The sequence below is a fragment of the Isoptericola sp. AK164 genome (genome assembly GCF_029643425.1).
Lineage (GTDB): Bacteria > Actinomycetota > Actinomycetes > Actinomycetales > Cellulomonadaceae > Isoptericola > Isoptericola haloaureus.
Map to the genome: position 1 here is coordinate 952,622 of NZ_CP119106.1, position 13,798 is coordinate 966,419.

Sequence of the window (13,798 nt, forward strand, 5' to 3'; positions counted from 1 at the left end):
GGTCAGGACCCGGAGTCCTCCGCGCGGCCGTCCGAGTCCGGCCCCCGGTCGTCGTCGGACTCGCCGAAGATCTGCGCCAGGGCCGCGTCCACGTCCGACTGCTCCTCGGCCTGCTCCCGCCGACGGTCCAGGTAGCCGGCCGGGTCGTCGAGGTCCTCGGTGCCCGGCAGCAGGTCGGGGTGGTCCCAGACGGCGTCGCGGGACTCGGGCCCGCCGGTGGCCAGCAGGTGCGCGAAGAGCGCGGCCGCGTCCCGGGAACGGCGCGGACGCAGCTCCAGGCCGACGAGCGACTTGAAGGTGTGCTCGGCCGGGCCGCCCGCCGCGCGACGTCGCCGGATCATCTCGCGCAGCGGCACCGAGTGCGGCAGGTGCGCCAGGGACGCGGTCGCCGCGACCTCCGAGACCCAGCCCTCGACGAGCGCGAGCGCGGTCTCCAGCCGCAGCAGCGTCGCCTTCTGCTCGTCGGTGTTGTGCAGCCCGAACACGTCGCCGGACAGCGCGCCCCGCAGCGCCTCCGGGTCGGACATGTCGACGCCGCGCACCTGCTCCTCGAGCGCGTCGAGGTCGATGGTGATCCCGCGGGCGTACTGCTCCACGAGGGCGTGCAGGTGCGCCCGGAGCCAGGGGACGTGGACGAACAGCCGGGCGTGGGCCGCCTCGCGCAGCGCCAGGTAGAGCTGCACCTCGTCGTAGGGGGTGTCGAGCCCCTCGGCGAAGGCGGCCACGTTGGTGGGCAGCAGCACGGTGGCGTGGTCCTCGAGCAGCGGGAGGCCGACGTCGGTCGAGCCGAAGACCTCGCGCGACAGCGTGCCCGCGGCCTGGCCGACCTGCATGCCGTAGACCGCGGACCCGAGCCCGCGCATCATCGAGGCCGGGTCCAGGTCGCCCAGCCCGCCCCCGGGGAACACGGGCATGCCGGGCATGCCCAGCGCCCCCGCGCCCTCGTCGCCGAGCTGGTCGCGCAGCACCGTGGCCAGCGCGTCCGCGACGGAGGACGCGACGGGCGCCACCAGCCGCTGCCAGGCCGGCAGGGTCGCCTCGACCCACTCGCTGCGGCTCCAGGCCCGGGTCGGACCGCCCGACGGCGGTAGATCGGTGACGGCGTCGAGCCACAGCTCGGCGACGCGCAGGGCCTCCGTCGCCGACTTCGCCTGCCCGCCGGTCAGGGACGGGTCGCCCTCGGCGACCGCGACCTGGCGCGCCAGGTCGTGCGCGACCTCGGCGTTCACGGGGCCCTCGGAGGAGGTGAACACCCGCTGGAGCTGGGACATCAGCCGCTGCATGGTCGCCGGGTCGGGGGCGGCGCCGCCCATCAGGGCCGCAGGGTCCAGCCCCTGCGCCCGCATCTGGCTCAGCACCTCGTCGGTCCGGTCGCCGAAGATGCCGCGCAGTGCGTCCCGCAGCATCTGCTCGCGGTCGTCGTGGTCGTCGGGCAGGTCGCTCATGGGATGTCCTCGGCTCCTTCCGCGTGCGGCGTCCGCCGCACGCTCACGGTATCCGTGTCCGACGTCGGGGGCGCTGCCCGGGTTCCGGCTTTCGCTCACGGCGCACGCCGGACATCGGTGATGATGGAGCGGTGAGCTTCGAGGACCGCAGTCATCAGCCGTACGCGAGCTACGGGCAGGCCCTGGCCCCGATCGACGTGCCCCGCGCCCGCGAGGGCGTGCCGCACCGCCGGATGAGCCCGCGGTCGGTGACGCTCGTCGCCTCGCTGCTGGCCACCGCGATCCTGGCGGCCGTGCTCATGGTGACGCCCGCCCCGTACGCGATCCGCACGCCGGGGCCGACCGAGGACACCCTCGGGGCCCAGGACGCCGGTGACGGGCAGAGCGCCACGGAGGTGCCCCTCATCGAGATCTCGGGCGCCGAGACCTACCCCGCCTCGGGCGAGCTGCGCCTGACCACGGTCTCGGTCTTCGGCGGACCGGGCGGCGACGTGCTCTTCGGCGACGTGCTGTGGGGCTGGACCTCGCAGGAGCGGTCGGTGCAGCCCGTCGAGGCGATCTTCCCCGAGCCGATCACCTCCGAGGAGCAGCAGGAGCAGGGCCAGGCCCAGATGCTCAGCTCCCAGGAGTCCGCGTCGGTCGCGGCGCTGACCGAGCTCGGCTACGAGGTCCCCACCACGATGACGGTCGTCGCCGCGGCCGAGGGCACCGGGGCCGAGGGCGTGGTCGAGGAGGGCGACGTCATCGTCGCCCTGGACGGGAAGCCCGTGGACACCTATCCGCAGCTGCTGGCCGCGCTCGACGACGTGACGCCGGGCGACGACGTCGTGCTGGGCGTGGAGCGCGAGGGCGAGCCCGCCGACCTCACGGTCACCACCGGCCAGGGTGACGACCGGGCCCTGCTCGGCGTGCTCCTCGACCCCGAGTACGACTTCCCGGTGGACGTCACGATCCAGCTCGAGGACATCGGCGGCCCGAGCGCCGGCAGCATGTTCGCCCTGGGGATCGTGGACCTGCTGACCCCGGAGGACGAGCTCGGGGGCGCCGTGGTGGCCGGGACCGGCACGGTGGACGTCGACGGGCGGATCGGGCCCATCGGGGGGATCGAGCAGAAGATGTACGGCGCGCTGCGGGACGGGGCCGGCTGGTTCCTCGCGCCGTCGGACAACTGCCCCCAGGTGGCCGGCCACGTCCCCGACGGGCTCGGGGTCGTGTCGGTGAGCACCCTCGCCGAGGCCCGTGACGCGATGGGGGCGATCGGTGCCGGAGAGACGTCCGGTCTGCCCACCTGCGAGGCCGACGCCGCGGGCGCCTGACGGGGCGGATCCGGCGCCGGCGCCGATCGTGACCGACTCGTGAGTGTTGTGGTCGCCCGACGTGTCGGAAACGTGGGAACCTGGAACGACGCCGGGACGTTGTCCCGATGTCCGACGCACGTGTCCCGACCCGAGCACGAATGAGGTGCCCGCACCGTGTCCTTCGCTCCGCCCCGACGTCCAGACGGTCCGCCCCCGGCCCGACGTCGCAGCCCGCTGCTCATCACCCTGGTGGTGCTGGCTGCCCTGGTGGTCGTGCTGCTCTTCCTGACCAACTTCTGGACCGAGGTGCTGTGGTTCACCCAGGTCGGGTACGCCAACGTGGTCTGGACGCACTGGATCTCCCGCGGCGTGCTGTTCACCGTCGGGTTCCTGCTCATGGCGACCGCCGTCTACAGCTCGTTCGCGATCGGCTACCGGACGCGTCCGGTCTACGCCCCGTCGACGCCCGAGCAGGCGACCCTCGACCAGTACCGCGAGGCGGTCGAGCCGCTGCGCAAGGTCGTGACGTACGCGGGCCCCGTGCTCATCGGCTTCTTCGCCGGTGTCGCGGCGTCGGCCCAGTGGGAGACCGTCCTGCTGGCCCTCAACGGGCAGTCGTTCGGCAGCGCGGACCCCGAGTTCGGCATCGACGTCGGCTTCTACGTCTTCACGCTGCCCGCCCTGCGCTTCGTGGTCAGCTTCCTCATGGCGGTGCTCGTCATCTCGGCCATCGCGGCCGTGGTGACCCACTACCTCTACGGCGGCGTCCGCATCGGCGCGATCACCGACGGCTCGCCGCGCACCACCACCGCGGCGCGCGTGCACCTGGCCGTGCTGGGCACGCTGATCATGCTGCTCATCGCCGCGAACTACTGGCTGGACCGGTACTCGATCCTCACCAGCCGGCACGAGCGGTACGACGGCGCCAACTACACCGACGTGCACGCGGTCATCCCGTCCAAGGAGATCCTCACGGGCGTCGCCGTGCTGGTCGCGATCCTCTTCGTGGTCGCCGCCTTCCGGGACACCTGGCGGCTGCCGGCGATCGGCGTGGGACTCATGGTCGTCTCCGCGATCGCGATCGGGGCCATCTACCCGGCCATCGTGCAGCGGTTCCAGGTCGACCCGAACGCCCAGTCGCTCGAGGCGCCGTACATCCAGCGCAACATCGACGCGACCCTCGACGCGTTCGACATCGACGAGGTCGAGTCGCAGCAGTACGAGGCGACCACCGAGGCCGAGGCCGGCCAGCTGCGCGACGACGCGGGCACGACCACCCAGGTGCGGCTCCTCGACCCGCAGGTCGTCAGCCCCTCGTTCCGCCAGCTGCAGCAGAACAAGCAGTACTACAACTTCACGGACAACCTGGCCGTCGACCGCTACGACATCGACGGCGAGTCCCGCGACACCGTCATCGCGGTGCGCGAGCTGAACCTCAGCGGTCTGGCCGACCGGAACTGGACCAACGACCGCACGGTCTACACCCACGGGTTCGGCGTCGTGGCGGCCTACGGCAACCAGCCCGGCCCGGACGGTCAGCCGGCGTTCTTCGAGGGCGGCATCCCCACCCAGGGCGCGCTGACGGACATGTTCTCCGGCGGGTACGAGCCGCGCATCTACTTCAGCCCCGAGGCCCCGCCGTACTCCATCGTGGGCGCCCCCGAGGGCACCGACCCGTGGGAGCTGGACTACCAGGCGGACGCCGAGGGTGGTCAGCAGGAGCTGTACAGCTTCCCGACCGACGAGGTCACGGCCGGTCCCGACATCGGGACCTTCATGCAGCGGCTGCTCTACGCGCTGCGGTTCGGCGACGAGGAGATCTTCTTCTCCGACCGTGTCACCGAGGTCTCGCAGATCCTGTACCACCGCGACCCGCAGGAGCGCGTCGCGAAGGTCGCCCCGTGGCTGACCCTGGACAACAAGGTCTACCCGGCCGTCGTCGACGGCCGCGTGAAGTGGGTCGTGGACGCGTACACCACCTCGGACGCGTACCCGTACTCCGCGAGTACGCAGATGCAGGAGGCCACGACGGACTCGCTGACGGCGGCGGCCCAGGGCCTGCCGGTCGAGGCGCCGCCCGAGGTCAACTACATCCGCAACTCGGTGAAGGCCACCGTGGACGCCTACGACGGCTCGGTGACGCTGTACGCCTGGGACGACGAGGACCCGCTGCTGCAGGCCTGGAACGACGTCTTCCCGGACTCGGTGCGCCCGATCTCGGAGATGTCCGGCAACCTGATGTCGCACGTGCGCTACCCCGAGGACATGTTCAAGGTGCAGCGCACCCTGCTCGAGCGCTACCACGTCACCGAGGCCCAGCAGTTCTTCGCCGGCTCGGACGAGTGGCGGACCCCGGACGACCCGGTGGGCGGTGACGACACGCTGGCCTCCAAGCAGCCGCCGTACTACCTGACGCTGCAGATGCCGGGCGAGGAGGACCCCGCGTTCTCCCTGACGAGCACCTTCATCCCGGGTGGTTTCACCGACCGGGAGATCCTCACCGGGTACCTGGCGGCGGACGCCGACGCCGGGTCGACCGACGGGGAGGTCGACGAGGGCTACGGCACGCTCCGGCTGCTCGAGCTGCCGCGTGACTCGACGGTGCCCGGCCCCGGTCAGGTGCAGAACAACTTCAACTCGAACCCGACGATCTCGGAGCAGCTGAACATCCTGGGTCGCGGCGACTCGGAGGTCGTGCGCGGCAACCAGCTGACGCTGCCGGTCGGCGGCGGTCTGCTGTACGTCCAGCCGGTCTACATCCAGTCCGGTTCGGGGACGCAGTTCCCGCTGCTGCGTCGCGTGCTGGTGGCCTTCGGCGACCAGACCGGCTATGCCGAGACGCTCGACGAGGCGCTGGACCAGGTGTTCGGCGGCGACTCGGGTGCCGAGGCCGGGGACGCGGACGAGGCCGAGTCCGAGGTGCCCACCGACCGGGTGGACCCGGAGACCGGCGAGCCGGTGGAGCCGACGGCGGAGCCGACTCCCGAGGAGACGACGGAGCCGACGCCGGAGCCCACCGAGACGCAGGACACCGGTGACGCCACCGACGGGTCGCCGCAGGCCCGGCTCGACGCGGCGCTGCAGGACGCCAACGAGGCGCTCACCGACAGCAACCAGGCGCTGCAGGACGGCGACTGGGCCGCCTACGGCGAGGCGCAGGAGCGTCTGCAGGCGGCGCTCGAGGAGGCGCTGGCGGCCGAGGGTGAGCTGAACCCCTGAGTCCTCCGGTCCGGGCGGACGGGGCGTGCTGTGACGTGCGTCCCATCCGCCCGGATCGATTGGACTTCGCTCGATTCGCTGTCCTAGAGTTAAAGACATCGCCGCGGGGTGGAGCAGTTCGGTAGCTCGCTGGGCTCATAACCCAGAGGTCGCAGGTTCAAATCCTGCCCCCGCTACCATGTGATGTCTCAGGACATCGGCAAGGCCCGAACCCACGTTTGTGGGTTCGGGCCTTTGTCATTTTCGGGTGTTGGTGCCCCGTGGCTGGTAGTCGCGGGTGAGGTCGATGGCGAGCTCGCGCAGGATCTCGCCGGTCGCGGCGTTGATGACCCGCACGTCGTGGTCGTGGATCAGGAGCAGGACGTGGGTTCCGGCGTGGGGTCGTCCGATGCCGATGTGGCGTAGCTTGCCGGCGATGCGCAGGGTGACGCAGCCTGTCTTGTCGATCTTGTCGCGGCGGAGGCGGTCGTGGCTGTCGGTGCGTGCGTGGGGGTGGGGCGTGGCCCTGGGTGTGGCGGCGTAGGCGGTCGCGGGTGTGCAGCGGTGGGGCAGGGCCCGGTGGGGTCGGGCGTGGTTGTAGTACTCGGCGAACTGCGCCAGCAGGGCCTGGAGCTGGGCAAGGGTGGCCGGCTGGTGGCGCTGGGCTCGCAGCCACTTCTTCATCGTCTGCTGGAAGCGTTCGACCTTGCCCTGGGTGGTGGGGTGGTTGGGGCGGCCGTTCTTCTGGATGATGCCCTGGCGGTAGAGCTCGTGCTCGAGATGGTTGCGTCCTCCGGGTCGGCCGGCGAATCGCACGGTGTAGACCATGCCGTTGTCCGTCAGCACTGATGCCGGGTGTTCGTGCTGTTCGCAGGCCTGGATGAAGGTGTCGAGCACGATTGCGGCGGTGACGCGCCGGTGAGCCGTGATGTGCAGGGCGTAGCGAGAGTGGTCGTCGAGCCAGGTGACGATCTCGACGTCGCTGCCGGGCCGGCCGCCCGGGTGGGTCAGGCGGTAGTGGGTGAAGTCGGACTGCCAGGTCTCGTTGGGCTGGTCGGCGGCGAAGCGGATGTAGGAGCTGCGGGGGCGCTTGGCAGGCTCGGGGGTCACGGCGCCGTGTCGGGTCAGGATCCGGTGGATCGTGGACCGCGAGACGATCACGTCGTGGTGGTGGTTCAGGTGCCAGGCGATGGTCTCGGCGCCTGCGTCGTGGCCTTGTTCGGCAAGGCTCTTGCGCAGGGCCAGGATCTGTTGCCTGACGGGCTCGGAGGTGGAGCGGGGGGAGGAGTGTGGTCGCCGCGAACGGGGTTCGAACGCTGCTTCGCCCTCGGCGCGGTAGCGGGCCATGAGTCGTGAAACCCACCCCTGGGAGACGTCGTAGCGGCGGGCTACCTCGCTCTGCGATGCGCCGGCCAGGACCGCGGTGATCACGAGTCTGCGATTCGACACGATCGAGCATCGCCCCGACGCCCCATGCCGATGACCCGAGACACGCTATGCCGATGACGTGAGACACCCCATTCCGATGTCCTGAGACCAGACACTGCCCCCGCTACCACGGGAAGGCCCCCGACCGGATCTTCGGTCGGGGGCCTTCGTCATGTCCGGACGGTGCCCGTCGTGCGGTCAGCGCCGCATCGAGTGCCGGATCATGCGAGCCATCGAGCGCAGGTTCATCTGGCCGCCGTAGACCGGCATGACGCTCGCGTCGCCGTAGTCCTCGATCCGGTCGACGTGGCGGAGGGTGTCCATGTCCTCGTCGGAGATGACGAAGTCCAGGTCCGCGTTGTTCCTCATGTGCGCGACCTTCGCGGTCTTCGGCAGGGGCAGCAGCCCGAGCTGGAGGTCGTAGCGGATGGAGAGCTGCGGGACCGAGACGTCGTACCGCGCGGCGATCTCGGCGACCTGGTCGTTCGTGAGCAGCTCGCCGTGGGCCACGGGTGAGTAGGCCTCGACCAGGACGTCCCGGCTCTGGCAGTAGTCGATCAGCTCGTGCGGGGTGTTGCTGACGTGGGCGAGGACCTGGTTGACCATCGGCGCGACCGTGGCGGTCCCGAGGATGTTGTCCAGGTCCTGCTCGTCGAAGTTCGACACCCCGATCGCCCGGAGCTTGCCGTCGTCGTAGGCCTCCTCCAGCGCGCGCCACACCTCGCGGTTCTCCTCGAGGTACCGGTTGTCGCCCCGGAAGGACGACCAGGGCTGCGGGCTGTGGATGATCATGAGGTCGATGTGGTCCAGGCCCAGCGTCCGCAGGGAGCGGTCGATCCCGGCGACGGCCTTGCGGTAGGACTTCGCGCCGGCAACGAGCTTGGTGGTGACGAAGAGGTCCTCGCGCGGCACGTTGCTGGCGCGGACCGCCTCGCCGACGCCCTTCTCGTTCCGGTAGGCCTGAGCGGTGTCGATGTGGCGGTAGCCGACGTCGACGGCGTCCTGGACGGCCCGGACGACGTCCCGGTTGTTGATGAACCAGGTCCCCAGCCCCAGCTTCGGGATCTCGACCCCGTTGGACAGCGTGTAGTGCTCGGACAGGATCATGCGTCACTCCTTCGGTCGGTGTGGTCGCGGCGATGCGTCGGGGCGCACCGGCGGGCCCGGTGCACCCCGGGCGGTGGTGGCGGCGTCAGCGCTCCGACGCCGTCGTGGCTCCGGGGGTCCTCGCGGCCTTCTCCGAGGCCCACCAGCTGGCGAGGAGGGCCAGCTTCTCCTGCGCCTCGGACCCCGGGGCGGCGGTGTACACGGTCATCCCGAGGCCCTCGTCGCCGGGCAGGCCGAGGGTGTTGTACTCGAGCTCCAGCAGCCCGACCACCGGGTGCCGCATCCGCTTGATCCCCTCGATGTGCAGGCGCACGTCGTGGCGTGCCCAGCGGGTGCGGAACTCCTCGGACCGCGTCGACAGCTCGCCGACGAGGTCGGTGATCTCCTTGTCGAACGGGTGGCGGCCGGCGATGGTGCGGAGGCTCGCCACCGAGGAGTCGGCGATCTCGGCCCAGTCCGGGTAGAACTCCCGCGCGGCCGGGTCGAAGAAGGTGAACCGCGGGAAGCTCAGGGGCTCCGGCTGCGACCGGTAGACGGGGTCGTAGAGCGCGCGGGCGAGCTCGTTGGTCGCCACGGCGTCGCCGCGCAGGTTGCCCAGGACGGCGGCCCCCGTCGTGATCGAGTCCACGAGGTGGCGAAGGCTCGGTCGCAGGCTGGTGCGCGGTGCCGGACGGCGGCGTGCCCGGGTCCCGGCGTTCGCGGTCCGGGCGAGGTCGACCAGGTGGGACCGCTCGGCGGCGTCGAGGCGCAGGGCGGTGGCGATCGCCTCGACGACCTCGTCGGAGACCCCGCGCAGGTCGCCGCGCTCGAGCTTCGTGTAGTACTCGACGCTGACGCCCGCCACCGTCGCGACCTCGCCCCGCCGCAGGCCCGGCACGCGCCGTGGACCGACCGCGGGCAGGCCGACCATCTCCGGGCTGACCTTGGCGCGTCGGCTCGACAGGAACTCGCGGACGTCGTCACGGCTCGTCATACGGCCAGGCTAGGTCGCCGGACCGTGCCGAGGGAGTTACCGCTGGTACCCGTCATCGCGGTGGCCGTCTCGTCCGACGGCGGGGAAGGCTCCGCGCGGGGGGCGGCGGCGTCAGTCCCGCAGCGCCGGCAGCATCCGCAGGCCGTTGTAGACGTACTCGTACCCCCAGGGGTAGTCGTGGGCGTTGCCGGGGACCACGTGGTACACGAGGTTGCCGTCCTCGAAGCCGTCGTCGGTGCGGTCGAAGGCCTCCGGGTGCTCGGCCATCGCGGGGATCTGTGCCTCCATGTTCGGGGTCGTGAAGTCCCCCGACCCCGTGGCCGCGAGCACGTCGAGGTCCTCGGTCCCGTACCCGGCTCCGGTGATGCCCCGGGCGAGGCTCGCGGCCGTCTCCTCGGGCCGTTCGAGCCCGCCGAACATGACGACGTTCCAGCTGTCGCCGGCCATGGGCAGGAAGCCGGCGAAGACGTCCGGCGCGTGCTCCAGCAGGTACCACGTCGTCACGCCCCCCATGGAGAAGCCGCCGAACGCACGGTGCTCGCGCGACGCACGCAGGCCGTCGGCGTCGACGGTCTCCGCGAAGGTGGGGTAGGTGCTCTCCACGGCGGGCACGAGGTCCTCGACCAGCTCCTGGTGGAACGCGGCGACCGCCGTGCCGAAGGAGTCCGGGCTCGGGTCGTACGTCGGGGTGACGACGATGACGGGGTCGATCCTCCCGTCGGTGATCGCGTGGTCGAAGATCGACGGCAACGGCGTCGGCCGGTCCGGACGGCCCGTCCAGGAGTACTGGTCCCCTCCGAGCCCGTGCATGAGGTAGAGGACGGGATACCGGGTGACGTCGTCGTCCGGGTCGTAGCCCGGCGGGAGGTAGACGAGTGCGTCCTTGTCCTGGGCGCCGTCCTGCGCGACGGTGTGGGTCGTGGTGTAGGTCAGCTCCACGAGGCTGCCGCGCTGCTCGGCCGGCGTCGAGTACCCGTCGGGCACGGCCTCCCACCCCGACGGGGTGGCGCCCGGTGCCGGCGCGGCGGGGGAGTGCGTCCCCGTGGCGCTCGGTGCCTCGCGCCCCTCGACGTCGGGGGACGGGTCCGGTGGGCTGCACGCGCTGAGCAGGGTCACGCCGAGCCCGGCCATGATCGTCCGGGTGCGGGTCGTCCGTCGTGCGGTGCTCATGCTCGGGATCCTCTCGCCGCGGTCGTCGTGCCGGACCACCTCAGCACCGCTCGGCCCGTCGGTGGGAGAGGCTGCGCAGAGGGGTCCCCCGAGTACCCCCCTCCCGGTCCGGACCGGTCGCGCCCCCGCCGACCTCCTCGTCGAGGGTGGTGCGCAACGGCGCCTCCCGCACGAACAGCAGCAGGACCGCGGCGACGAGAGCCAGCGGCAGCAGCACGAGGAACACGGGGGTCATCGCGTCGGCGTAGGAGGTCGTGACGACGTCGCGCGTCGGCCCGGGCAGCCCGGCGACCGCGGCGGGGGTGAACGAGCCGGCCTCGCTCGGTCCCGTCGTCGCCCCCGGCGGCAGGCGTTCGGCGAGCAGCGTCGTCAGGCGGGCGGTGAAGAGGGAGCCCACGACGGCGGTCCCGATCGAGGCGCCGACCTGCCGGAAGTAGTTGGTCGCGGCCGTGGCCGTGCCGACGATGCGCAGCGCGAACGCGTTCTGGACGATCAGCACCAGGATCTGGGTGGTCAGGCCGAGGCCCACGCCGAACAGTGCGAGGTACCCGCAGGCGATCCGCACCGAGGTGCCCGGCTCGAGCGTCGAGAGCAGCAGCAGAGCGACGGCCATGACGCCGCTACCCGCCACCGGGAAGGCCCGGTAGCGCCCGGTCCGCGACACCAGCGCGCCCGCCACGGTGGACGTGACGAGCATCAGGAGCATCATCGGCGTGGTGAGCAGGCCCGCCTCGGTGGCGTCGACGCCGCCGACCATCTGCAGGTAGGTCGGCATGTAGCCGAGCACGCCGAACATGCTGACCCCGGTCAGCAGCGCCGCCGTCGTCACCAGGCAGAAGGTGCGGTCGGAGAAGAGCCGCAGCGGGATCACCGGTTCCACGGCCCGTCGCTCGACGAGGACGAAGGCGACGCCCGCCACCACGGCGAGCGCGGCGAGACCACCGATCGGCAGCGAGACCCACTCCACGGACCGCCCGCCGAACGAGGTGATCAGCACGAGCGCCGTGGTCGTCAGGGCCAGCAGCGTCATGCCGGCCACGTCGATGCGGGGGCGTTCCGGGCGCCGCGCGGACGGCTGGAGGAACACGCTCGCGAGCACGATCGCCGCGAGGCCGAGGGGGACGTTGACCCACAGCCCCCAGCGCCATCCGGGACCCTCGGTGAACCAGCCCCCGAGCAGCGGGCCCGCGACCGACGACACCGCGAACCCGGCCCCCATGATCCCCAGGTACTTCCCGCGCTGACGGGCCGGGACCACCTCGGCGACGATCGCCTGGGCGAGGACGATCAGACCGCCGCCTCCGAGGCCCTGGACGGCTCGGGCCGCCACGAGCACCGGCATGGACCCGGCGAACCCGCCCGCGAGCGAGCCCGCGACGAAGATGCCGATCGCCGCGACGAACAGGCCCTTGCGACCGACCAGGTCGCCGAGCTTGCCGTAGACGGGGACCACCACCGTCGCGGCCAGGATGTAGGCCGTCGTCACCCACAGCATCTGGTCCACGCCGCGGAGCTCGCCGACGATCGTGGGCAGGGCTGTCGCGAAGATCGTCTGGCTCAGCGAGGACAGCATCATGCCCGTCAGGAGGCCGGCGAACATCGGCACGACGCCCCGTCGGGACCGACGGCGCGGGACCGGTCGGGAGGATGGGCTCGGGGCGGACGACTCTGAGTGCACAGTGTGCACTTTTGCAGAGTATGCATTTATTGACCAGCCCGCCGTCGGTCGGGAAGCGATGACCTCACCGACGCGCGGTCACGGCGCGCCGGACGCCGTCGACGGCCGCGGCTACGTAGCGGTGCGGGTCGGGCGCTCCCTCCCCGCCCTCCAGCCAGAGCCGGCTGAGGATCGGGTAGGTGCTCGTCGCCACGCCCATGACGACCCGGGCCTCGTCGCGGGCGGCGTCGGGGGAGAGGTCGGGCTGCTGCACGGCGAGTCGCCGGACCACGTGGTCGGTCAGCACCTGCCGCTGGGGGGCCCAGCGGGCGTGCTGGAGCGCCTGGAGGCGTGGCTCCCGGTCGAAGAGCCGACGTCGGAGCGTCATCAGCTCGGCGTCGTGCGTGGCGGCCAGGAAGGCCGCGACGAGCACGGCGACGACGTCCTCGAACAGCGGTCCCTCGGCGTGCAGGAACTCCTCGAGCAGGCTCGGGGCGGGAGGCGCGGGGGCCGGGCCGAGCAGCACGGCCTCCTTGGTGCCGAAGTAGTTGTAGAACGTGCGGGGCGAGACCTCGGCCGCCTCGCAGATCATCTCGACGGTCACCTGGTCCAGGCCGTGCTCGAGCGCCAGGGCGAGCGCCGCTCGCTCCATCCGGTGGGACCTTTGCGCACGGTTCCGCTCGCGCCTGCCGGGCATCGGGACCGGTGTCTCGGTGGAGGGCACCTCCGCATTGTCGCAGTACCGCCGCCGCCGTACTCAGCCCGACGGGACGTCCGGCAGCTCCTGCACGGCCCGGCGCAGACGGGCGAGGCCGTCGTCGAGACGGGAGCGCGGGCAGGCGAAGTTCATCCGGAGATGGGTGGTGTCCGCCGGGTCGTACGCCTTCCCGTCGGTGAGCCGGCGCTGGACGACGGCGGTGGCCGGTCGGGCTGCGGGTGTGGTGGTCATGATGTCCTCGGGCGTCGGCGACGGTGGTCCGCGCGGCGGGGACCTCGGCCCCGCGGCTGCCCGACCAGGTTCGCCGAGCGGGACCGGCCGGCCCAGACCGTGACGGGACGGGTACCGGCGGTACACCCCGGCCCCGCCGGGCCGTGCGGGCGTCCCGAGCGCCGTCGGCCCCCGACCGGTTCTCCGGTCGGGGGCCGACGACGTGCCCGGTGGTCCGCCCGTCAGACGCCTTCCTGGACCGGGTAGATCTCGTCGGCGACCAGGCCGTGCGCCTCCCGGTGCACCGTGGCCGCGGCGTCGGCCGAGGGGGCGTCGGCCAGGCAGAAGATCTTGCCCGCCGACTCGTCGACCCAGTACCGCAGGTACTGCACGTCGTGCTCGCCCTGCTTCTGCAGGTCGGCGACGTGCGCCTGGGCGACGTCCTCCATCGTCACGCCGGATCCGAGGGTGTGGACGTCCATGAACAGAGCCATCGTGCTCTCCTTCGTCTCGTGCCCGCCGCCCTGGCGGTCCGTCCAGCACACCGCGTCCCGGCCCGGCGCGGATCGGTGGTCACCACCCATGTTTGTGCCG

At 71.8% G+C, this 13,798-nt stretch carries 11 protein-coding genes and 1 tRNA gene; 3 read left to right on the plus strand and 9 right to left on the minus strand.

Annotation, left to right across the window (positions count from 1 at the left end):
- Positions 1-2: 2 nt before the first annotated feature.
- Positions 3-1,445: a zinc-dependent metalloprotease gene (locus tag PO879_RS04325; protein WP_278236698.1), complete on the minus strand. Its 1,443-nt coding sequence runs from the start codon at positions 1,443-1,445 to the stop codon at positions 3-5.
- Positions 1,446-1,576: 131 nt separating this feature from the next.
- Between PO879_RS04325 and PO879_RS04330 the strand changes: the two genes are divergently transcribed.
- The 3 genes from PO879_RS04330 (at position 1,577) to PO879_RS04340 (ending at position 6,141) form a co-directional block, all read left to right on the plus strand.
- Positions 1,577-2,761, plus strand: a complete 1,185-nt coding sequence (locus PO879_RS04330) for a PDZ domain-containing protein (RefSeq protein WP_278236699.1) — start codon at positions 1,577-1,579, stop codon at positions 2,759-2,761.
- Between the two features lie 156 nt (positions 2,762-2,917).
- Positions 2,918-5,962, plus strand: coding sequence for a UPF0182 family protein (locus PO879_RS04335; protein ID WP_278236700.1), 3,045 nt, complete (start codon positions 2,918-2,920; stop codon positions 5,960-5,962).
- A gap of 102 nt (positions 5,963-6,064) precedes the next feature.
- A tRNA-Met gene (locus tag PO879_RS04340) sits at positions 6,065-6,141 on the plus strand.
- 58 nt (positions 6,142-6,199) lie between these two features.
- On the opposite strand, the gene PO879_RS04345 is transcribed toward PO879_RS04340, so the two are convergent.
- The 8 genes from PO879_RS04345 to PO879_RS04380 form a co-directional block, all read right to left on the minus strand.
- Positions 6,200-7,372, minus strand: coding sequence for an IS481 family transposase (locus PO879_RS04345; protein WP_278236701.1), 1,173 nt, complete (start codon positions 7,370-7,372; stop codon positions 6,200-6,202).
- Positions 7,373-7,567: 195 nt separating this feature from the next.
- Positions 7,568-8,476, minus strand: coding sequence for an aldo/keto reductase (locus PO879_RS04350; RefSeq protein WP_278236702.1), 909 nt, complete (start codon positions 8,474-8,476; stop codon positions 7,568-7,570).
- Between the two features lie 85 nt (positions 8,477-8,561).
- Positions 8,562-9,449, minus strand: coding sequence for a helix-turn-helix transcriptional regulator (locus tag PO879_RS04355; protein ID WP_278236703.1), 888 nt, complete (start codon positions 9,447-9,449; stop codon positions 8,562-8,564).
- 111 nt (positions 9,450-9,560) lie between these two features.
- On the minus strand, positions 9,561-10,619 hold the full coding sequence (locus PO879_RS04360; RefSeq protein WP_278236704.1) for an alpha/beta hydrolase-fold protein: 1,059 nt from the start codon (positions 10,617-10,619) through the stop codon (positions 9,561-9,563).
- A 40-nt stretch (positions 10,620-10,659) separates the two neighbouring features.
- Positions 10,660-12,306 carry an MDR family MFS transporter gene (locus tag PO879_RS04365; RefSeq protein ID WP_347568614.1) on the minus strand — a complete coding sequence of 549 codons (1,647 nt, stop codon included), beginning with the start codon at positions 12,304-12,306 and terminating at the stop codon, positions 10,660-10,662.
- Between the two features lie 55 nt (positions 12,307-12,361).
- Positions 12,362-12,928: a TetR/AcrR family transcriptional regulator gene (locus PO879_RS04370; protein WP_278236705.1), complete on the minus strand. Its 567-nt coding sequence runs from the start codon at positions 12,926-12,928 to the stop codon at positions 12,362-12,364.
- Between the two features lie 105 nt (positions 12,929-13,033).
- Positions 13,034-13,225, minus strand: a complete 192-nt coding sequence (locus PO879_RS04375) for a hypothetical protein (protein WP_278236706.1) — start codon at positions 13,223-13,225, stop codon at positions 13,034-13,036.
- Positions 13,226-13,446: 221 nt separating this feature from the next.
- Positions 13,447-13,698, minus strand: coding sequence for a DUF4242 domain-containing protein (locus PO879_RS04380; protein ID WP_278236707.1), 252 nt, complete (start codon positions 13,696-13,698; stop codon positions 13,447-13,449).
- Between the last annotated feature and the right edge of the window lie 100 nt (positions 13,699-13,798).

Bases quoted from the DNA above. Each gene is read 5' to 3' on its own strand.
- PO879_RS04325 (WP_278236698.1), bottom strand. From the start codon at position 1,445: ATGAGCGACCTGCCCGACGACCACGACGACCGCGAGCAGATGCTGCGG.
- PO879_RS04350 (WP_278236702.1), bottom strand. From the start codon at position 8,476: ATGATCCTGTCCGAGCACTACACGCTGTCCAACGGGGTCGAGATCCCG.
- PO879_RS04355 (WP_278236703.1), bottom strand. From the start codon at position 9,449: ATGACGAGCCGTGACGACGTCCGCGAGTTCCTGTCGAGCCGACGCGCC.
- PO879_RS04360 (WP_278236704.1), bottom strand. From the start codon at position 10,619: ATGAGCACCGCACGACGGACGACCCGCACCCGGACGATCATGGCCGGG.
- PO879_RS04370 (WP_278236705.1), bottom strand. From the start codon at position 12,928: ATGGAGCGAGCGGCGCTCGCCCTGGCGCTCGAGCACGGCCTGGACCAG.
- PO879_RS04375 (WP_278236706.1), bottom strand. From the start codon at position 13,225: ATGACCACCACACCCGCAGCCCGACCGGCCACCGCCGTCGTCCAGCGC.
- PO879_RS04380 (WP_278236707.1), bottom strand. From the start codon at position 13,698: ATGGCTCTGTTCATGGACGTCCACACCCTCGGATCCGGCGTGACGATG.